The organism is Cohnella panacarvi Gsoil 349 (assembly GCF_000515335.1).
Lineage (GTDB): Bacteria > Bacillota > Bacilli > Paenibacillales > Paenibacillaceae > Cohnella > Cohnella panacarvi.
Genome location: NZ_KI911563.1, coordinates 463006 through 484540, shown reverse-complemented (window position 1 = coordinate 484540; position 21535 = coordinate 463006). Strand labels below are relative to the sequence as shown.

General features: G+C 52.1%; 18 protein-coding genes, 1 rRNA gene and 1 other annotated feature (1 of these 20 cut by a window edge). Of the genes, 16 read left to right on the top strand and 3 right to left on the bottom strand.

The genetic code is table 11. The annotated features are described in order from the left end of the window. Positions 1 to 92 precede the first annotated feature (92 nt). The 8 genes from COHPA_RS0102320 (at position 93) to COHPA_RS0102285 (ending at position 6919) form a co-directional block, all read left to right on the top strand. Entirely contained in the window at positions 93 to 404 is a 312-nt protein-coding gene (locus COHPA_RS0102320; protein WP_425393701.1) for an ArsR/SmtB family transcription factor, read from the top strand. Positions 405 to 426: 22 nt separating this feature from the next. After that, positions 427 to 795, top strand: a complete 369-nt coding sequence (locus tag COHPA_RS0102315) for a DoxX family protein (RefSeq protein WP_027084581.1) — start codon at positions 427 to 429, stop codon at positions 793 to 795. 31 nt (positions 796 to 826) lie between these two features. Next, complete coding sequence (locus COHPA_RS0102310; RefSeq protein WP_027084580.1) at positions 827 to 1225, top strand: SRPBCC family protein; 399 nt, start codon at positions 827 to 829, stop codon at positions 1223 to 1225. Positions 1226 to 1271: 46 nt separating this feature from the next. Beyond that, complete coding sequence (locus COHPA_RS0102305; protein ID WP_027084579.1) at positions 1272 to 3527, top strand: ATP-binding cassette domain-containing protein; 2256 nt, start codon at positions 1272 to 1274, stop codon at positions 3525 to 3527. A 26-nt stretch (positions 3528 to 3553) separates the two neighbouring features. Then, entirely contained in the window at positions 3554 to 3925 is a 372-nt protein-coding gene (locus tag COHPA_RS0102300; RefSeq protein WP_027084578.1) for an iron chaperone, read from the top strand. Positions 3926 to 3956: 31 nt separating this feature from the next. After that, complete coding sequence (locus COHPA_RS0102295) at positions 3957 to 4553, top strand: YdeI/OmpD-associated family protein (protein WP_027084577.1); 597 nt, start codon at positions 3957 to 3959, stop codon at positions 4551 to 4553. 168 nt (positions 4554 to 4721) lie between these two features. After that, a complete protein-coding gene (locus COHPA_RS0102290; protein ID WP_211237892.1) occupies positions 4722 to 5321 on the top strand; it encodes a DUF2087 domain-containing protein in 600 nt (199 codons plus the stop codon). 119 nt (positions 5322 to 5440) lie between these two features. Further along, positions 5441 to 6919: a UDP-N-acetylmuramoyl-L-alanyl-D-glutamate--2,6-diaminopimelate ligase gene (locus COHPA_RS0102285; RefSeq protein WP_027084575.1), complete on the top strand. Its 1479-nt coding sequence runs from the start codon at positions 5441 to 5443 to the stop codon at positions 6917 to 6919. A 40-nt stretch (positions 6920 to 6959) separates the two neighbouring features. Here COHPA_RS0102285 and COHPA_RS0102280 read toward each other — a convergent pair whose 3' ends face one another. Genes COHPA_RS0102280 through COHPA_RS0102270 form a run of 3 tightly spaced genes read right to left on the bottom strand, consistent with a single transcriptional unit; the run spans position 6960 to position 10448 of the window. Then, positions 6960 to 8042 carry a Ger(x)C family spore germination protein gene (locus COHPA_RS0102280; protein ID WP_027084574.1) on the bottom strand — a complete coding sequence of 361 codons (1083 nt, stop codon included), beginning with the start codon at positions 8040 to 8042 and terminating at the stop codon, positions 6960 to 6962. Next, the gene (locus COHPA_RS0102275) at positions 8042 to 9124 is read right to left on the bottom strand and encodes a GerAB/ArcD/ProY family transporter (protein WP_027084573.1); all 1083 of its coding nucleotides are present in this window, start codon (positions 9122 to 9124) and stop codon (positions 8042 to 8044) included. Before COHPA_RS0102275 ends, COHPA_RS0102280 begins: the two co-directional genes overlap by 1 nt. Then, positions 9117 to 10448: a spore germination protein gene (locus tag COHPA_RS0102270; protein ID WP_027084572.1), complete on the bottom strand. Its 1332-nt coding sequence runs from the start codon at positions 10446 to 10448 to the stop codon at positions 9117 to 9119. Before COHPA_RS0102270 ends, COHPA_RS0102275 begins: the two co-directional genes overlap by 8 nt. A gap of 167 nt (positions 10449 to 10615) precedes the next feature. On the opposite strand from COHPA_RS0102270, the gene COHPA_RS0102265 reads away from it, so the two are divergent. The 8 genes from COHPA_RS0102265 to COHPA_RS0102235 all read left to right on the top strand — a co-directional run bounded on the left by COHPA_RS0102265 (position 10616) and on the right by COHPA_RS0102235 (position 19315). Beyond that, positions 10616 to 12103, top strand: a complete 1488-nt coding sequence (locus COHPA_RS0102265) for a spore germination protein (RefSeq protein ID WP_027084571.1) — start codon at positions 10616 to 10618, stop codon at positions 12101 to 12103. A 3-nt stretch (positions 12104 to 12106) separates the two neighbouring features. Beyond that, complete coding sequence (locus COHPA_RS0102260) at positions 12107 to 13195, top strand: GerAB/ArcD/ProY family transporter (protein ID WP_027084570.1); 1089 nt, start codon at positions 12107 to 12109, stop codon at positions 13193 to 13195. 1 nt (position 13196) lies between these two features. After that, positions 13197 to 14306, top strand: a complete 1110-nt coding sequence (locus COHPA_RS0102255; RefSeq protein WP_027084569.1) for a Ger(x)C family spore germination protein — start codon at positions 13197 to 13199, stop codon at positions 14304 to 14306. Between the two features lie 103 nt (positions 14307 to 14409). Further along, the gene (locus COHPA_RS0102250; protein ID WP_027084568.1) at positions 14410 to 14841 is read left to right on the top strand and encodes a universal stress protein; all 432 of its coding nucleotides are present in this window, start codon (positions 14410 to 14412) and stop codon (positions 14839 to 14841) included. A gap of 192 nt (positions 14842 to 15033) precedes the next feature. Beyond that, positions 15034 to 16488, top strand: coding sequence for a SulP family inorganic anion transporter (locus COHPA_RS0102245; RefSeq protein WP_027084567.1), 1455 nt, complete (start codon positions 15034 to 15036; stop codon positions 16486 to 16488). Positions 16489 to 16680: 192 nt separating this feature from the next. Next, positions 16681 to 16860 carry a hypothetical protein gene (locus tag COHPA_RS25920; protein ID WP_211237868.1) on the top strand — a complete coding sequence of 60 codons (180 nt, stop codon included), beginning with the start codon at positions 16681 to 16683 and terminating at the stop codon, positions 16858 to 16860. Positions 16861 to 16888: 28 nt separating this feature from the next. Further along, positions 16889 to 17479, top strand: a complete 591-nt coding sequence (locus COHPA_RS0102240; RefSeq protein ID WP_069202076.1) for a CBO0543 family protein — start codon at positions 16889 to 16891, stop codon at positions 17477 to 17479. A gap of 291 nt (positions 17480 to 17770) precedes the next feature. Continuing rightward, positions 17771 to 19315 (top strand): 16S ribosomal RNA (locus COHPA_RS0102235). Between the two features lie 186 nt (positions 19316 to 19501). Beyond that, positions 19502 to 21535: a sequence feature (mutual gap in cmsearch alignment for this rRNA model is longer than 100), on the top strand (it continues 2209 nt past the right edge of the window).

Sequence of the window (21535 nt, the reverse complement as noted above, 5' to 3'; positions counted from 1 at the left end):
CCGAATGGTGTCCAATCAAGACGAAGACAGCGGACCGTTCGGAACGTAATCGGAGGGAATATGGAGAGGGTGTTGTGAGCGATAAGGAATCGATGCGAGACGTCTTCGCCGCCATCGCGGACCCGACGAGACGGCGACTGATCCAACTGCTGGCTCAGGCGGACGAACTCCCGCTTCACGAGCTGACAGAACCGTTCCGTATGGGTCGGACGGCGGTATCCAAGCATTTGGCGATCTTGAAGGAAGCGGGCTTGGTATCGGACCGCAAAGTCGGCAGGGAAACGCGTTATAGGCTGAATGCCGATCCGCTTAAAGAGGTACAAGATTGGTTGGCATACTACTCTAAGTTCTGGACGGCGAATTTGCTGCGCTTAGGCCGGTTGTTAGAAGAAGATGAACCCTAAAAATATGATGAGGTGAACGTTCATGCAAATCGTATCGATCGTCATTCAAAGCTGGCTTCTCCTATGGATGGGTTTCCAAGCGATTAGTAAACTCGCGGGACAGAAAATGCAGGTCGAGCTGTTCGAGACGATCCGTCTCCCCCAGTGGTTCCGAATCGTCACCGGTTGCGTCCAATTGATCGGCTGCGTCGGCCTCGTACTCGGATACTGGTACCCGGGAGTTGCCGCATGGGCCGGCGTATGGCTCGCCGTTACGATGGTATTCGCGTGGCTGTCGCACGTTCGGGTCAAGGAACCCGTCGCGAAAGCGATACCGGCTCTGTTCACGCTAGTGCTGACCGTGGCGGTTCTGCTGTTGTTCATGGAAGACATGGCGAAACCGTTCGCTTAACTCGCACGACACAATCGGGAGGTACGAAGATATGAGTTTAACTTTAACGTTGGATTTCCAATATAAAACAACGATCTCGAAGCTGTGGTCCGCGCTGACCGACTCCGACCAACTGGCGAAGTGGACGCTGCCGAACGACTTCAAGCCTGTCGTCGGTCACCAGTTTCAGTTCCGGCAGAAGCCGACCGAATATTGGGACGGGCTCGTAGAAGGCGAAGTTCTCATCGTAGAGGAGCCGGATCGGTTGTCGTACACCTGGGGTACGGGGACGGAGAAACATACGGTCACCTGGACGCTGCAAGATCTAGGGGACGGGAACGTTAATCTTCATCTCGAACAAACCGGAATTTCGAGTCAGCAAGCGCAAGGCGGCGCCAAGTACGGCTGGACCAACTGGTCCGGAGAGCTGGAGAAGCTGCTTGCGCAATAGTTGAAATGTTATAATGTCAAGATACCCGATCGGAAGGATGAGAGGCTTGAGAGAACCAAACCAGGAATATATCGTCTTAACGGGCGCGAGAGAGAACAACCTCAAGAACGTATCGTTGCGCATTCCGAAGCGCAAGATCACGATTTTTACAGGCGTATCCGGATCCGGCAAATCTTCGATCGTCTTCGATACGATCGCCGCGGAATCGACGCGTCTGCTGAACGAGAACTTCAGCATGTTCGTGCGCACCTTCTTGCCTAAAGTTCCGCAGCCGCACGCGGACGCGATCGAGAACTTGAGCATGGCCGTCATCGTCGATCAGAAGCGGCTCGGCGGCGGTTCCCACTCTACGATGGGCACGATTACCGATATTTCCCCGATTCTCCGCCTGCTTTTCTCCCGCGTAGGCAAGCCCTATGTCGGACCGGTCAACCGATTCTCGTTCAACGATCCGCAAGGGATGTGTCCCGAGTGCAACGGGATGGGCCGCAGTCTTGTGGTCGACATGGACAAAGCGCTGGATAGGTCCAAATCGCTTAACGAAGGGGCGCTCATGCTTCCCGACTATGGGGTAGGCGGATGGGAATTCAACATGATCGGGCAGCTTGGCATCTTCGACCTCGATAAGAAGCTGCGCGATTATTCGCAAGAGGAACTGGACCAACTGCTGTACGCCAAGGCAAGGAAAGTAGAGGTAGACTTCGCCGGCAAGACGATGAACCTTACCGTAGAAGGCGTCATCGAGAAGTTCACGAACAAATACATCAAGCAGGATTTGAAAGCGAAGTCCGAGCGTACGCAAAAAACGGTCATGCCGTTCATCATCGAAGGTACTTGCGCGAGCTGCCGCGGAGCGAGGTTAAGCCAAGCGGCGTTGAGCTGCAAGATCGACGAATATAACATCGCGGACTTATCTTCGATGGAAGTCGGGCAGTTGATCCGGGTCGTTCGCGAGATCGAAGACCCCGCGGCCGCGCCGATAGTGAAATCGCTGGCGGAACGGCTTCAGCATCTGGTCGAGATCGGGCTCGACTACCTGACGCTCGACCGCGAGACGGATACGTTGTCCGGCGGCGAGTCGCAGCGCGTGAAGATGGTGAAGCACCTCAGCGGCAGCCTGGTAGACGTCACCTACATCTTCGACGAGCCAAGCGTCGGCTTGCATCCGCGCGACGTCCATCGGTTGAACGAATTGCTTCAGAAGCTGCGCGACAAGGGCAATACCGTTATCGTCGTCGAGCATGATCCCGACGTGATCAAGGTCGCCGACCATATCGTCGACGTCGGACCTCATGCCGGCAGCCGAGGCGGCAATATTATGTACGAGGGGAGCTTCCAAGGCTTGCTGGAGTCCGGCACGCTAACGGGCAATCATATGAGCAGCCCGCTGCAACTGAAGCAAGCTTGCAGGAAACCTACCGGCAAGCTGTCCGTCAAAGACGCGTCGCTGCACAACCTGCGCAACGTAAGCGTAGACATTCCGACCGGCGTACTGACCGTCGTGACGGGCGTGGCCGGTTCAGGCAAGAGTACGCTCATCAACGACGTGTTCCTCAGCCAACATCCGGACGCGATCGTCATCGATCAATCGGCTGTGACCGCGTCGTCGCGTTCGAATCCCGCGACTTATACGGGCATTATGGACGATATCCGCAAGGCGTTCGCAACCGCGAACACAGTGAACCAAGGCTTGTTCAGCTTCAATTCCAAAGGAGCTTGCGAGCACTGTCAAGGGCAGGGCGTCGTGTCGATCAATCTCTCGTTCCTAGACAGCGTCGAGCTTCCTTGCGAGGTTTGCGGAGGCAGAAGGTTCAAGGACGAAGTTCTCGAATACAAGCTGAACGGGAAGTCTATCGCGGACGTGCTGGAGATGACCGTCGAGCATGCGCTCGCGTTCTTCGAGCTGAAAGAAGTCGTACGCAAGCTGCAGGCGATGAGCGACGTAGGGTTGAACTATATTACGCTCGGCCAGCCGCTTAGCACGCTGTCGGGCGGGGAATGCCAGCGCATCAAGTTGGCCAGCGAGCTGTATAAGAAAGGCAGCATCTACGTCATGGACGAGCCGACGACCGGCTTGCACATGTCGGACATCGGCCATCTGATGGGCATCATGAACCGCCTGGTTGAGGCAGGCAATTCCGTCATCGTCATCGAGCACAACCTTGAAGTGATCAGCCAAGCGGATTGGATCATCGATATGGGACCGGACGGAGGCAGCAAAGGCGGTCAAGTGGTGTTCGAGGGACTGCCTTCGCAGATCGTTCGATCGGAGCAGTCGATCACGGGGAAGTATTTACGCTAATTTCCGATTGAAAACGAGGGATCTGCATGGACGTGTTTGCTGAATATTTAGCGAGTATCAACGATCCGATCCAGCGTGCTAGAACGGAAGAAGTACTTGCTTGGGTCATGGAGAAATTCCCGAATCTATCGCCGAAGATCGGATGGAATCAGCCCATGTTTACCGATCACGACACTTACATCATCGGCTTTAGCGTAGCCAAGAAGCATTTGGCCGTCGCCCCCGAAGCGGCAGGGATCAGCCGTTATGCCGACGAAATCGCGAAAGCCGGATACGATCACACGAATCTATTGATGCGGATCAAATGGGAGCTTCCGATCGACTATGCTTTGCTATCCAGAATGATCGAGTTCAATATCGCGGACAAGGCCGATTGTTCGACTTTTTGGAGGAAATAAACGAGCGTTATTCAGAGAGGAGTTCCCGTAGATGACCGCAGGGATAAGAAATACGAAGATCGATCCGTTCTTCAGCAAAGCCAAGCAGTGGAAGGAAGAATTCGGAAAGTTAAGGGATATCGTTCTCGACTGCGAGCTGACCGAAGACTTCAAGTGGATGCATCCGTGTTATACGCATAATGGCAAGAACGTCGTCTTAATCCACGGCTTCAAGGAATACTGCGCTCTGTTATTCCATAAGGGCGCTTTGCTGAAGGATTCTCACGGCATCCTCATCCAGCAGACGGAGAACGTGCAGGCGGCCCGCCAGCTTCGATTCACGAGCGCCGAGCAGATCGACGAGATGCAACTGATCATCAAAACCTATATCGATGAAGCGATCGAAGTGGAAAAAGCCGGCCTGCAAGTCGAATTTAAGAAGACTGCGGATTACGAAGTTCCCGAAGAGCTCGAGAATAAATTCGTAGAACTCCCCGACTTGAAAGCGGCATTCGAGGCATTGACGCCCGGACGGCAAAAAGGGTACCTGTATTATTTCTCCGGAGCCAAGCAATCGAAAACCCGGGAGTCGAGAATCGAGAAATATATCCCGCATATTCTGAACGGCAAAGGAATCGACGACAAGTAAGGCTGCCGATGGAAGAAAGCCCGAGAGATCGGGCTTTTTTGTCATGGGGTTGACAGCTTAATGCGATTTGATTAATATCTAATTAGATAGTTATTTAAATATCTATGAAGTGAACGCCCGAGAAGAGTGGAAAGATTGGGCAGACCTTAAGTAACCGGAGGGATTCGTATCCAACTCGATAAGATCGTTAATTATCATAAAGCGCTGGCAGATCCGATGCGCATCCGGATACTCGTGCTGCTCGCAAGAGGAGAACTGCACGGGCAAGCCCTTGCGGAGAAGCTGGGCATCTCGCCTCCTACGGTGACCCATCACGCGGCGAAGCTGCGCGAGGCGAGCCTAATCAACCAACGAAGGGAGAAGAACACGATCTATTTCTCCCTGAACGAGTACTTCTTGAAGCAGGACGCCAAGGCGATAGTAGAGCTTATTTTCAAAGAACCGAACCTCGAGAAAAACCCGCAGCGCGCAGAGAAAGACGAGAAGCTCCGAAAAGCCGTATTAAATTCCTTCTTCTCCGAGGATGGGAAGCTGATAAGCATTCCTAGCCAATTAAAGAAAAAACTCATCGTATTGGAGCAGTTGGCCGCCACATTGGAGATGGGCAGAAAGTATACGGAGAGAGAAATCAACGAGTTCATTAAGGCCTATCACGAAGACTTCGCCACGATTCGCCGCGAATTCATCATGCATCATTACATGTACCGCGAGAAGGAAGTGTATGAACGGAATCCGGTGGAAATGTGGGCGAAGTGGGGGGAGCTTTGAATACGGTAAGGAGGACCGCGGAAACGCGGTTTTTTTGTTGCGTTTACGTCTCGTACGGACCGTATTTGACAATAAAGGGATATAGAGCATTTCGCAGCGAAGAAGGCGGTTTATCGCGCATGAACTTGTTGACTCTTATCCATCCCTTGATCGCGAAATCGGTGATCGGCCGCGCGGATGTCGAAGTTACCGGCATTCAAACGGACTCGCGGGAGATTAGGCCCGGGCACTTATTCGTCTGTCTGCAAGGACACATCTACGACGGCCACGCCTTCGTCGCCGACGCCATACGTAACGGAGCCGCTGCGATCATCGCCGACAGGAAAGTGGAGATCCCGGATGACGGTGTTCCCCAGATCGTCGTTCCGGATACGGACAAAGCCCTTGCCGTATTGGCGAGCCATTGGTATCGGATTGATCGTTATGATACGAAGCTTATCGGCATTACGGGGACGAACGGAAAAACGACGACGCTTCATATGATCCAACATCTGTTCGATCAACACGGTCTGAAAGCAGGCAGAATCGGAACGCTCGGGTTTCGAATGGACGACGTATACGAAAGCACGCGCAATACGACGCCGGACGTGCTGTCCATGCATCGTTACCTTGCGATGATCGGAGAACGTCGCGGCGAGTACGCTCTCATCGAAGCTTCGTCCCACGGCCTGGAGATGGGGCGGCTTCGGGGATGCGATATCCATATGGCCGTATTTACGAACCTGACTCACGACCACCTCGATTATCATGAGACGATGGAACGGTATCGTCAAAGCAAACAACTGCTGTTCGCGCAATTGGGCAACGGGGCAGACGCCTTTCGTAAGAAGGCGGTGCTTAACTCGGACGATCCGGTTGCCGAAGAGATCGCGAAGCATACGACCGCGCAGGTGCTTCGCTACGGCATTCGGAATAACGCGGAGGTTACCGCCACTTCTATCGAGATTTCGAAGGATCGCACCACCTTCTTAGCTCATACTCCTTGGGGAGAACAAGCGGTCTGTCTGTCTTCTTCGGGATTATATAACGTGTATAACGCGCTAGCTGCGATAGCCGTGTGTTTACTGGAAGGACTGTCGTTGCAGACCATCAGCGAAAGTCTTCAAGGCTTCACGGGCGTGAAGGGGCGGTCGGAGGAAGTGAACGAGGGCCAGTGTTGCCGAATCGTCATCGACTATGCCCATAATCCGGACGGATTAACGGCTATCCTTCAGTCTTTACAAGCGTGCACGACCGGACTACTCATCTGCGTCATGGGAAGCCGCGGAAACCGCGATCGATTGAAACGACCGATTATGGGGCGTATTGCAGCTCAATTAGCGGATCGGCTCATTCTGACATCGGACAACCCGGGAGAGGAGAATCCGCACGACATCATAACCGAGACGCTAAGCGGCCTCGACAGGGAACAACGAAAGCGCTGCATCGTAATCGAGAATCGGCAGGAAGCGGTCAACGAGGCGGTCAATATGGCAACGGACAACGATTGTATCGTCATAACCGGAAGAGGGCACGAGAGGCGACTGGAGATCGACGGCAGCATTCGTCTCCTATCGGATCGCGACTTGGTCAAGGCGGCCCTTGGAACAGATCGATAACAATCGCCCTAGCAATCGTTGCTAGGGCGTAAACGCGAATCTATTCTTTCATCTTGAGCAGCCCTTCGTTCTGAATGATCGCATGGATCCGAAAGTTGAACTTCAAGCGCGGATAATAATCATCCCTCCAGTATTTGAGACGATCCATGGGAATCTTGTTACGGAACAGCTGACCTAGTCCCAGTATATCGGCGCGATTCGATTGTACTTTACGGAACATCCGAATGTATCTCGCGGTCCACAGCTCTTCTAGTTCTTGTTGGATAAGAGTCGCCGTCGGCGATCCTTTCGTCTCGATGATCGTAACTTTCAGCGTTAGCTTGCTGTTAAGCACGGGTGTATTCTCTACTAAGGATGTGCTATGGGATAACGTGTCCGATACGATCAGCACCGACGCTTGGTTCATCACCTCGATTTTTCCCTGCGACCCCATTCCCGCGAACGCATTGAACATCAGAGTCTCGTCCGATGAAATTTTGCCGACCATTATTCCTTTCCTAAGCACGGCCGATCCGGAGCTTTCAAGCGCGGTCGCCTTGCCGGCGCTGATTAACGGAACAGGTACGTCTTTCGTTTCCGACTGCATGCTGCGAAAGACGTGCCATATTCGCGTCTGCGCGAGATGAGGCGACCAACCGGCGTTTTTCTCGAAATAATCGTAGAGACTGATACCGTTGTTCAGCGAGGCAGCGTTCATTCGCTCGAACAAGGGCCGCAGCTTATGCTCGGTAATCGTTACGATGGTCTTCGGAGACACGTCGCCTGCGCGCATAAAGCTCGATAGACTGTCGTTCAACCCTTTTTCCGCGATCGACCGATCGAAAATGATGATTTTCAAATGAAGCAGATCGATTTGCATTTCCAAATTTTTATTCATTTTGTCGATGACTTCGTTGATCGTTGTTCCCTTATCGGAAACGACCAACGCGCTATTCTTATCTTGATCTTTCATCGGTATCAATAGATAGACCTGATAATCGTCTTCGGATTTCTCAATACCCATGACGATCGGTAAAGCGCGGTGATTAATGTCCTTGTTGTCCCAGCATCCGCATAGCAAGGTCATCATTCCTACGATCAGGAGCATCGTCGAAGCATAAGGGATGACATTCTTGACATTCATCAATGAGCCGCTCCTTTGCGATGAAGACGAAATCCAAGAACGAGCGTAACGAACGGAATGACGAGCATCACGTACAGGCGCAGAAGCGTGTTCCACCATAGTATACGTTCGACCGCGTGCCAGTTCGGAATATACAGACAAGCCAGGAAGACGGACGCGGTCAGCAATAGAATCGTAACGATCGGGGACATGATCGTTACGACGCTTCTGATCATCAACGCCGTCTTCCACATGACAAGCGAAATGTAAATCATCACGAAGCCGACGAGACTGAGAAGGAAGAACAGCGTGATTCGATCGAACATAAGCCAACTGACGTTCACCGTATCGACTGCCGTAATGAACGGGAATTGCAGGAGGGAAGCCGCGCTTTGTCCGAACGTTAGCAAAGGGACATAGACGGAGAGCATAAACATGGGGAGAAGCGCGGCGCTTGCGAGCAACACTTTACGCGGTTTGTATGGAATTCGGGGCGGGATAAAGCCAAGAAACAAGAACCCTCCCGTGAACGCGAAGAAGCTGAGCAAGAAAGGTTCCCGGAATACATACGAGAATGACGCCGCCCGTTGGTCGATCAACGGGAGCATATAACGCCAATCCGCGTTCTGAAACGACAAACTGAAGACGAGCAACAGAGCGGGGGAGAACAGCAGGGCGACGAGAATACCGGTCCTGAAAATCGTTTCGACGCCATATACGGCCACCAGCGAAGAGACGGCCAGCAGCAACGCCATGATCGCCCATAACGGGGTATTATCGAGAAAAACAAGCGTAACGATCTCCGAATAAGCGCGGATCGTGATAACGATCACGACCGCAAAGTAGAGAGCGACGGGGAATAGGAATACGATGGCAAACCATCTGCCGAAACGCTTATAAATGTCGATCACGTTGTTAGGCGCTCCGAATTGCAATCCCTTCAGATAGACGGCCAATAATGCGACATGTATCGCGAATCCTAGCAAGATCGCGCTCCAATGACCGGTTTCGAGACACTCGATAATATCTGTCGGATACATGAAAAAAATGAGTCCGATGTGAGTCAGGAGGTAGACGACAATAACTTGCATGCTTTTATCCATCCGATTGTTCCTTCGATCGCGGCCAAGACAAATACGGAACTCCAAACGAGGATATGCTTGCCAGGTAGGCGCTGATGACGATCATGCCGGCGAATAGTCCAAGCACTCCGAATAACGCGGACAAAATCAGAACGACGTATTTCGATATTCGGATGGAGATCGCATTGTGGAATCCGATCACGGTAAAGCTTGCGATGGTCGTTGCAGCCAGAATAATAATCAGCACGTTGCTGACAAGCCTAGCTTCCACGACGGCCTGTCCGAGAATAATTCCGCCGACCATCGTGATCGTCGTGCCTATCGATTTCGGAAGCCGGATACAAGCCTCTAGAATAAGCTCGAGGGTGACAAGCAGCAACACGGTTTCAACGATAGCCGGATAAGGGACTCCGACCCTGCTGCCCGCGATGGACATGGCAAGCTCGATCCGAAGCACGTCGGGATTCACCGATACGAGCGCGACGTATACGCCGGGCATTAACGTGTTGATCAGTACGCCGACGATACGCAGCAGCCGAATGGCGAGCATAAAAAACAGCGGGTAGTTGCGATCGTTGTCCGAAGCGAACATATCGCCGACCAGACTGGGCAATACGATCGCGAACGGCAAGCGGTCGAGGAACATCACCACCTTGCCTTCATTGAGCGCAAAGGATGCATTCTCGGGCAATTCGGTCGTGTTGAATCTCGTTACCAACGACCATCGGGTGAATCCCAGCATGGTGTTCAAGGTTTGCAAATCGGGAACGTCTTGGGTCGAATGAGATTCGACGGCAAGCTGTAACTCTCTCAGGAAGGAGCTGTTTACTGCTCCATCCATGTAAAGCAACGTCGCTTTTCTACGCAATCCGCTCCCTAACCAATAGGTGTGAATTCGTAATTTGTCCGTCATTGTTTGCTTCTTAACGATGCCGATATTGGTGTCAAGATCTTCGGTGAAAGCGCTGATCCCCCCGCGGAGCACGTTCTCCGTCATTGGAGCTTCGATGGAACGGGAAAGCTTCCTGGATATCGGGAACAGCTTGATGCACGGATCGGCATTATCCGGAATAATAATCAATTTTCCTTCGGTTATTGCCTCGAACACTTTAACTAGTTCCTCTTGACCAATCCGTTCGCCGATTCCGCCGGATATGGCCAATAAAGGCGATTCAGAAGCGACGACATGGCGAACCTGCGTCTGAAGCAGCTTCACGGTCTGCGGTAAATCGATGAGAGACGTGGCGCCGACGAGCGTGACCGGGTAACGGTCAAGGAATATTCGATGAATAAACAAATCGGCATCTTGCCTCTGCCTGTTCCTCAAATGCTCCAACAGTTCCACTGATGATCACTTCCCGCAGATGATAATTACTCCTATTATTTCCTCCGGGAGAGTATGTTAAACTTTCGAGGTTATATAGCCGCCCCAATGCGAGGTTTGAACTTGGCGCCGCTGTGAAACAATGGGAAGGAACACGCACGACACACATGACATGACGCGGTGATTACGTGAACCTCTTCAAATTTATCATCCAACGAGTAACCCGTTCGAAAAATGCCTCGCAGGCGCCTACCGCCAAGCCCGAGGCGAATCTTCAACCGTCTCTTCGGCACACGATTCATGAATTTGAGGATTGCTCGGATTTGACGCATCGCCGCTACCAAGATATCCGTATCGATCTGGTGTATTTCGGTCATTTGGTCGATCAGGACAAGTTGCATCGCGATACGATACAGCCGATGCTCCAGGCGCGCAGTGAAGATATTCAAACTTTGCTTGAGCAATCGCAATATCATTTGACTACGGATTCGAAGGATTTAATCAAGGGTATTCTGAGCGGCAAGGCCGCTGTCTTCCACGAGAATGAGTCGTATCTTGTAGACGTTGCCGGTCCGCCTTCGCGATCGGTCGGGCAATCGGAGACCGAGACCGTCATCGTCGGTCCGCATGACGCTTTTAACGAGGATGCAGGGGTTAACTTGGCTTTACTGCGGAAACGGATCAAAAGCTCGCATCTGAAGGTCGTTAAGCTCTCGGTCGGCGAAGTTACGAAAACGGACGTATATCTCCTCTACATCAAAGGGTTGAATCACGAGCCTTATGTCCAAGAAGCGGTTGAACGCATACGCAAACTAGAAACGGATTCCATCTTCGATACCCATATGCTGATCGAGTATATCGATGATTCGAGCACTTCCATCTTTCCGCAGTTTCTAACCTCGGAGCGTCCGGACGCGGCCGCGTCCAAGCTCGTATCCGGAAGAATCGTCGGCATCGTGGACGGCAGTCCGACCGTATTCAGCGCACCGACGTCCTTCTTCGAGTTTTTCTCCTCTTCCGACGACTACTACCAGCGTTGGATCTTGGGTACGGCGACCCGGTTGCTGAGATATCTCGCGTTCGCGGTTACGATCAGCTTCACGGCGCTGTATGTAGCGGTTACGACGTACCATTACGAGATGATCCCGGAAAGCCTGCTGCTCACGCTCGCGGAGTCCAGAAGCAGGGTGCCGTTCCCGCCCGTATACGAAGCATTGGTCATGGAGGTCATGATCGAGCTGCTACGGGAAGCCGGAGCGCGATTGCCGACCAAAATCGGTCAAACGATCGGCATCGTCGGCGGTATCGTCATCGGCCAAGCCGCGGTGCAAGCGGGACTCACCAGCAATATTCTCATTATCGCCGTCGCCTCGTCCGCCATCTCGTCCTTCGTCATTCCGAGCTATGTGATGAGCGCTTCGATCCGGCTGATCCGATTCGTGTTGCTTATCCTGGCGGGATGGTGGGGATTATTCGGAATGTTCGTGGGCATGTCGGGCATCGTCATTCATTTAAGCGGATTGACAAGCCTGGGATCGTCTTATTTAACCCCCTTAGCTCCATTAAAGCCAAGAGACTGGCTGGACGTATTCGTTCGAGCGCCTTTAACGGCCATAAGACAAAGGCCTTCGCAGAACAAGTCCCCGAATCCGATTAAATCCAAGAACAGGAAGTAGCGTATGCGTACGATGAAAGAGGCTCTGTCCTATGCACATGTCGTCATCTTGATCTACATGGTGCAGACGGGCGTCACCGTATTCAGCCTTCCTCAGATCGAAGCGCAATACTTCGGCACGAACGGGTGGCTTTCCGTACTCTTCGTTTTCGCAGCCGTATCGGTGAATATCTTCTTCATGGCGCTTGTCTATCGGATAGGCAATGGTAAGTCCATCTTCGACTTGATGGAACAAGTGCTGCCGAAGTGGACGTTAATCCCTTTATACGGATTTTTAATTGGCGTATGGTCCATGATTGGACTGATGATAGTCAAGGAATACGTCCTTATTTTTCAAATGATGGCATTCCCTACGACCGATCCGATGCTGCTGAAGCTAGTCGTTGATTTATTGATCTTGTATCTGGTCACCAAAGGAATCTATAACATCGGAAAGGCGGCCAGCGTCTTTTTCTGGCTCAACGTATGGATGCTGTTCCTCCTGTTCTTCTTCTTCGGTGATTTCGATTGGAGCCGGATGACTACGTTCGTGTTTCAGGGCGGGGAAGATAGGAAAGAAGGCTTTATCGCGATCGCGTCCGCCTTCCTTGGATACGAATTATGCATGCTGCTGTTCCCATATGCGGATCGGAAAACAAAGATCATCCGCGCGACCTTAATGGGCAACGGATTGCTAACGTTCAGCTATCTAACGTTAAGTATCGTAGCTTTCGGATTTTTCAGCGTTCAGCAATTGAAAGAGATGATGTTTCCGCTGCTCGACTTAATGGCGTACATCGTGTTACCTTTCGTAGAGAGACTAGAGAATTTCTTCTACGGATTATTTCTTTTCTCCATTATCGTTACGTCAACCGTGTATTTATGGGCGGCAACGGAGACCAGCAAACGACTCTTTCCTCGCATAGCGTCCAAATACTTATCGTTCGTGCTCGTTGCGTTTCAATATGCGGTTTCGTTCCTTCCGGATACGTTGGACGAGGTGAAGAATTGGCTTGAGCTGTTCGGCCAAATCGAAATCGGCATCGCGATCGGTTTGCCTTTATTCGTCCTCATCCTTCTCATCGTCCATAAAGCGACAAGGAGAGGCAACTAACATGAGAAACGTTCCGAGGATACTCATACTTACGTTGGTCGCGACGTTGCTCGCCGGCTGCGGAGATAAGCGAATACTGGAGGATCTCGGCTTTACGCAGACGACAAGCTACGATTTGCTTCCCACTGGCGAACTTGATATTACGCTATCGATTCCGTTGGCCGATCCCGAGGCGAAATCCAAACGAATGATTCTACGAACGACGTCCGTTAGCAGCAAGGAATCGCGCATTAAGATGGCCATGCAGACCCATCTGAATTTGGTCAGCGGTCAGCTTCGGAATTCCATCTTCGGCCTCACGTTGTCCAAAGAGGGCATATGGAATCACATCGACACCTTAATACGCGACCCTTCGATCTCTCCCCAAGTCAAAGTAACGGTCATTAACGGCAATGCTGGGGAATTGCTTCGGAAAGATTACAAGCAGCAACCGCGTACAGGGAAATATATCGATAAAATGCTTCAGAAGGAAGCGGAAGGGCAGAACGTGCCCAAAGTGACTTTGTATCATTTCGCCCGCGATTATTACGATGACGGCATCGATCCGATTGCTCCCGTCTTGAAGGACATCGGCGATCACATCGCAATCGACGGAATCGGATTATTCAGGGACGACCGTTACATGACGAAGATCGAACCGAAAGACGCCTTAATATTCGCGTTCCTGCGCGGGAGATTCAAGCAAGGCGAATTAAGCGTCGATCTCAGCCGGGAAACGCATTCCGATAAACAAATGGCGATGCTCAGCGGATTAATGAGTACGAGGAAAGTGAAAGTCAACCTCGGTCGCAACGGCCAAACGACGGTGACCTTCGCCATTCGGATCACAGGTTCGATTCTGGAATACATTGGCCCGTACAATCTGAGCGACCATTCGGACAAGAAGAAGCTTGAGAATCAAATCGCGTCGCATATTATCGATAAAAGCGAAGTGATGGTCAGGATGATGCAAAAACATAAAGTAGACAGCCTAGGAATCGGCACGCACGTGCGCAATCGGATGTCCTATAAAGCGTGGAAAAGCATGAACTGGAACGACGATGTGTATCCTAAGGTGCGCGTTTTATTCGATGTATCGGTCAAAATCAAGGATTATGGAAAGTTCCGCTAATTCGCGAGAACAGTGCATACCCGGACTGTGAAGGAAGTCACAGCGGATACCGCATATGATGATATAATAAAGTCATCCTTCATCTAAAGGAGCGGATGACCCCATGAACTATCATCATATCCTAGTTGCTTACGACGGATCGGAGGCTGCCGAGAAAGCGCTCAAACACGCGATTCATATCGCCGGCGATAAGGCGGGCAACAGACTGACGGTCGCATACGTGCGCAACCGTCCGAGAATGTCGGTCGAAGGAATCGCTTGGGCGGTACCGAACGACTACGAGGAACGTCTGAGAGAATACGAGGATAACATGCTCGCGAAAGCCGCCGAGAAGACGGCGCACATCCCGTATGCCTCGACAGTGGTGCTGACGGGCATTCCCGCCTCCGTGCTGCTGGAGTACGCGGAAAAGTATCATTGCGATCTGATCGTCATGGGCAGCAGAGGGTTAGGCGCGATCAAAGAATGGATGCTCGGAAGCGTCAGCCATCACGTCGTACAGCAGTCTAAGGTGCCTGTATTGATCGTCAAATAACGGCATCGTTGATCAGTAACAAACAAAGAGGCGTCCCTCGGTCGAATCGACCTTTGGGAAAGCTTCTTTCTTTATTTGCGATCAAGGTAGAGAAATATACACAGGGTATGTATAATAAAAAACGTTGTGTTCGGAGGCGGCTTTTCCGACACTGGAAAGCCGTCAACATAGAGATAGGGAGCGGGATCGTATTTGTTCGTTCAAAAACTGAAAAACGCTTGGTTGTACAACGCAAGGAAGGACATTCTGTCCGGGATCACCGTTGCGCTTGCGCTCATTCCGGAGGCGATCGCGTTCTCTATTCTTGCCGGCGTGGACCCGATGGTCGGTCTGTACGCGTCTTTCTGCATTGCGGTCACGATCTCCTTCGTAGGCGGCAGGATGGGGATGATCTCGGCGGCCACCGGCGCGATGGCTTCCTTAATGGGACCGTTAGTCGCCAAGCACGGAGTGGAGTATTTGTTCGCGGCGTCCATTCTTACCGGAGTCATTCAGTATTTAATGGGATTAATGAAATTCGGCAAATTTATTACGTTCATCCCGCATTCCGTCGTCACCGGATTCGTGAACGCGCTGGCGATCATCATCTTTATGGCGCAGTTTCCGAATTTCGAAGGCGCAACCTGGATGATGCACGCCATGGTTGCGGCAACGCTAGCCATTATCTATCTGTTGCCACTCGTTACGAAAGCCGTTCCTTCGGCGCTCATCGCCATCATCGTCATGACGGTCGCGTCGATTACGCTGAATCTCGATTTGAGAACGGTAGGAGATATGGGTGAAATTACGCAGCGACTGCCGTTCTTCCATATTCCAGACGTTGCGGTAACTTTGGAGGCGTTCTGGAGTATTCTGCCGATCTCGCTTGCGCTTGCTGTCGTTGGGTTAACGGAATCGCTCATGACCGCCACGATCGTGGACGAGATGACGGAAACGAAGAGCGACAAGAACAAGGAAGTGAAAGGACAAGGAATCGCGAACGTCGTTTCCGGATTTTTCGGCGGAATGGCGGGATGCGCGATGATCGGTCAAACCGTCATTAACGTCAAATCGGGTGGAAGATCTCGTCTTTCCACGTTCGTAGCGGGCGTGTTTCTACTATTCTTGATCTTGGTTCTAGGAAGCGTAGTCAAACAAATTCCGATGGCTGCCCTTGTCGGCGTCATGTTCATGGTCTCTATCGGCACGTTCGACTGGAATTCCGTTCGAACGATCGCGAAGATCCCGCGTAGCGACGCTATCATTATGGTCGTTACCGTAGCCGTCGTCGTGACAACCTCGGACCTGGCGATAGGCGTCGTTACGGGCGTAATCTTGAGCGCGCTGAACTTCGGTTGGCGGCTGGCATCGATCAAAGCCCATGTCTCGAACCGCGAGAACGGAACGAAGGTATATCGCGTCACCGGTCAACTATTCTTCGGAACGATGACGCATTTCGTGGAACTATTCGATTTCCGGAACGATCCCGAGTCCGTTATTATCGATTTCGGCGCTTCGCACGTATGGGATCATTCGGCGGTCACGGCAATTGCCAAAACCGTCGCTAAGTACGAAAAGTTGGAGAAGCAAGTCACGATTGTCGGCCTGAATGAAGAGAGCAAGCTTCTGGTCGAACAAGCGGGCCTAGCCGTTCCCTCCGGTCACTAAACCAACACCGAAGCACGCGCGGGACATGCTCCCGGCGTGCTTCTTTGTCGTACGAGGCTCGATTCCTTCATGGAACAAGTACATGGAGGGAGGGTCGTTCGGTGATCCGGTTATTTTGGCATTCGAGGACGTATACTACGATCAATTACAAAGGTGCCGAAAGGTGATTGATGCATACGATGAAATTCATTTTTGAAATGGCTGGTTAACGGCGCAATTGTCGTTAATCTGTTGGTTTTCTATGCCGACGTTTCGTTTATCAACGCGGCCATTACGGCTACGGCGCTCACCATCATCGCTTATTTCATAGCCACTAATCATGATCAACGTCGCCAAGATCGAGGAGAGAGCGTCAGCTCTCTTTTTTCTTAAGAACAGGATGGAAGACGAGGTGGGGTGGATGCTCAGAGAGGAAGTAGGGATTGAGGAGCTGAAACGGGTCCATAAAGAACTGACGGAACTGCGGCATGAATTTTGGCTACAGCATGACTTATTTTCTGCTCAGTGGTGGCTGCTTCTGGCGGTGCTTGTGATTTCATGGTACGTATGGTGGAGACTCGTCGATAAACGAAAGCTCATGGAAATCGTATTGTACGGCGTAATGATGAGTTATCTGATTTTTATTTGGGATCAATTAGGGTATGAGTTGAATTTATGGTTGTATTCTCGTAAGCTGTTCCGAGTCATTCCGCAAGCGGAATCTCTGGACTGGGGAATCCTTCCGATCCTACATATGCTCGTTTTTCAATATTTCAGAAGTTGGAGATCGTATATTCTAGTCAATATCGTGATGGCAGCCGTAATGGCATTCGTATATGAGCCGCTCAGCATCGGAATAGGCATTTACTCGATGCTGAACTGGGAATATGTATATTCTTTCCCGCTATACGTTGCAAAAGCGGCAATCATTAAGCGGCTAGTGGAGGCGGTAGCGAGAAAACAAGGACGATCCGATGGAACGAATTCCCGGTTGAATGCACGCGCCGAATGAGATATTCTAATAATCCGCCGGTGATTGCAGCAAACATCGGGTGGGCATCGAAAGCTTTAATACGGAGCACGATCGAAAATGAAGCCGTTGGCAGTAACTTCCTGTTGAAAAACTTGTCGAAAGTTGATATATTATAAATCCGCCCGGTTAACGGGTGGACGAAGAAAGCAACGAAGCTTGTTCTTTGAAAACTGAACATCGAGCGTAATTTACGGTAATAAAACGTTCACTTCGGTGAACAAACCAGCAATACAGATTGAGCCGAAAGGCTCTTCGATAAAAGGTTCAACTTTTATGGAGAGTTTGATCCTGGCTCAGGACGAACGCTGGCGGCGTGCCTAATACATGCAAGTCGAGCGGAGTTATCCCTTCGGGGATAGCTTAGCGGCGGACGGGTGAGTAACACGTAGGCAACCTGCCCACAAGACCGGGATAACATTCGGAAACGAATGCTAAGACCGGATACGCAAGCCCGGGGCATCTCGGGCTTGGGAAACACGGCGCAAGCTGTGGCTTGTGGATGGGCCTGCGGCGCATTAGCTAGTTGGCGGGGTAACGGCCCACCAAGGCGACGATGCGTAGCCGACCTGAGAGGGTGAACGGCCACACTGGGACTGAGACACGGCCCAGACTCCTACGGGAGGCAGCAGTAGGGAATCTTCCACAATGGGCGCAAGCCTGATGGAGCAACGCCGCGTGAGTGAGGAAGGCTTTCGGGTCGTAAAGCTCTGTTGCCAGGGAAGAATAAGGGCTAGTTAACTGCTAGTCCGATGACGGTACCTGAGAAGAAAGCCCCGGCTAACTACGTGCCAGCAGCCGCGGTAATACGTAGGGGGCAAGCGTTGTCCGGAATTATTGGGCGTAAAGCGCGCGCAGGCGGTCTTTTAAGTCTGGTGTATAAGTGCGGGGCTCAACCCCGTGAGGCACTGGAAACTGGGAGACTTGAGTGCAGAAGAGGAGAGCGGAATTCCACGTGTAGCGGTGAAATGCGTAGAGATGTGGAGGAACACCAGTGGCGAAGGCGGCTCTCTGGACTGTAACTGACGCTGAGGCGCGAAAGCGTGGGGAGCAAACAGGATTAGATACCCTGGTAGTCCACGCCGTAAACGATGAGTGCTAGGTGTTGGGGGGGTCCACCCCTCGGTGCCGAAGTTAACACATTAAGCACTCCGCCTGGGGAGTACGGTCGCAAGACTGAAACTCAAAGGAATTGACGGGGACCCGCACAAGCAGTGGAGTATGTGGTTTAATTCGAAGCAACGCGAAGAACCTTACCAGGTCTTGACATCCCTCTGACCGGTCTAGAGATAGGCCTTCCCTTCGGGGCAGAGGAGACAGGTGGTGCATGGTTGTCGTCAGCTCGTGTCGTGAGATGTTGGGTTAAGTCCCGCAACGAGCGCAACCCTTGAACTTAGTTGCCAGCACTTCGGGTGGGCACTCTAGGTTGACTGCCGGTGACAAACCGGAGGAAGGCGGGGATGACGTCAAATCATCATGCCCCTTATGACCTGGGCTACACACGTACTACAATGGCCGGTACAACGGGTCGCGAAGCCGCGAGGCGGAGCTAATCCTACCAAAGCCGGTCTCAGTTCGGATTGCAGGCTGCAACTCGCCTGCATGAAGTCGGAATTGCTAGTAATCGCGGATCAGCATGCCGCGGTGAATACGTTCCCGGGTCTTGTACACACCGCCCGTCACACCACGAGAGTTTACAACACCCGAAGTCGGTGGGGTAACCCGCAAGGGAGCCAGCCGCCGAAGGTGGGGTAGATGATTGGGGTGAAGTCGTAACAAGGTAGCCGTATCGGAAGGTGCGGCTGGATCACCTCCTTTCTAAGGAGCCCCTAGGGGCTAAACAGATTACCGTAAATGATTGCTCGGTGTTCAGTTTTGAAAGGCCAAGCGAAAGCATGGTTTTTCAATCCTTGTACCTTGAAAACTGGATAGCGAAACAAAGCGCGAAAGAAGAAACATCTCTAGCCTTATCTAGTGTCGTCAATGTGACTTAGGTTGCATTGTGGTTAAGCTAATAAGTGCGCACGGAGGATGCCTAGGCGCCAGGAGCCGACGAAGGACGCGACGAACAGCGATATGCTTCGGGGAGCTGTAAGTGAGCTTTGATCCGGAGATTTCCGAATGGGGAAACCCAGCCGAGGTAATGCTCGGTTACTCATCACTGAATACATAGGTGATGTAGAGGCACACCAGGGGAACTGAAACATCTAAGTACCCTGAGGAAGAGAAAACAACAGTGATTCCGTCAGTAGCGGCGAGCGAACGCGGATTAGCCCAAACCAAGGGGCTTGCCCCTTGGGGTTGTGGGACGTCTCACATGGAGTTACAAAGGGATAGGGTAGACGAAGAGGTCTGGAAAGGCCCGTCGTAGAAGGTAACAACCCTGTAGTCGAAAGTCTATCCCCTCCGAGACGGATCCCGAGTACCGCGAGACACGTGAAACCTCGTGGGAATCCGGCAGGACCATCTGCCAAGGCTAAATACTCCCTGGCGACCGATAGTGAAGCAGTACCGTGAGGGAAAGGTGAAAAGCACCGCGGGAGCGGAGTGAAAAAGAACCTGAAACCGTGCGCTTACAAGAAGTCAGAGCCCGATCTAGGGGTGATGGCGTGCCTTTTGTAGAATGAACCGGCGAGTTACGTTCACGTGCAAGGTTAAGTCGAGGAGACGGAGCCGAAGCGAAAGCGAGTCTGAATAGGGCGCTATAGTACGTGGTCGTAGACCCGAAACCGTGTGATCTACCCCTGTGCAGGGTGAAGGTGAGGTAATACTCACTGGAGGCCCGAACTCGTGAGCGTTGAAAAGCTCTGGGATGACGTGGGGGTAGGGGAGAAATTCCAATCGAACTCGGAGATAGCTGGTTCTCCCCGAAATAGCTTTAGGGCTAGCCTCGAGGTTGAGCATCATGGAGGTAGAGCACTGATTGGGTGCGGGGCCCGCCAAGGGTTACCAAGTCCAGTCAAACTCCGAATGCCATGTATGTATACTCGGGAGTCAGACGGCGAGTGCTAAGATCCGTCGTCAAGAGGGAAAGAGCCCAGATCATCAGCTAAGGTCCCCAAGTGTGTGTTAAGTGGGAAAGGATGTGGAGTTGCGAAGACAACCAGGATGTTGGCTTAGAAGCAGCCACCATTTAAAGAGTGCGTAATAGCTCACTGGTCGAGTGACTCTGCGCCGAAAATGTAACGGGGCTAAACACACCACCGAAGCTATGGCATGTACCTAGTGGTACTTGGGTAGGGGAGCGTTGAATGCGGGTTGAAGTCGTACCGGAAGGAACGGTGGACTGCATTCAAGTGAGAATGCCGGTATGAGTAACGAAAAGATCAGTGAGAATCTGATCCGCCGAAAGCCTAAGGGTTCCTGGGGAAGGTTCGTCCGCCCAGGGTAAGTCGGGACCTAAGGCGAGGCCGAAAGGCGTAGTCGAAGGACAACAGGTTGAAATTCCTGTACCACCGTAATCCGTTANGAGCGATGGGGGGACGCAGGAGGGCAAAGACGCAGGCTGATGGAATAGCCTGTCTAAGCAGTGAGAGGTGTGTGTAGGCAAATCCGCACACTGATACCTCAAGCTGTGANGGGGAGGGAAAATTACAGTACCGAAGGTCTTGCACCCACGCTGCCAAGAAAAGCCTCTAGCCAGGAGAAGGTGCCCGTACCGCAAACCGACACAGGTAGGCGAGATGAAAATTCTAAGGCGCGCGGAAGAACTCTCGTTAAGGAACTCGGCAAAATGACCCCGTAACTTCGGGAGAAGGGGTGCCCCGGTAGCGTGAATAGCGCGAGGGGGCCGCAGTGAAGAGGCCCAAGCGACTGTTTAGCAAAAACACAGGTCTGTGCGAAGCCGTAAGGCGAAGTATACGGGCTGACGCCTGCCCGGTGCTGGAAGGTTAAGGGGAGCGGTTAGGAGCAATCCGAAGCTGTGAACCGAAGCCCCAGTAAACGGCGGCCGTAACTATAACGGTCCTAAGGTAGCGAAATTCCTTGTCAGGTAAATTCTGACCCGCACGAATGGCGTAACGATCTTGGGCGCTGTCT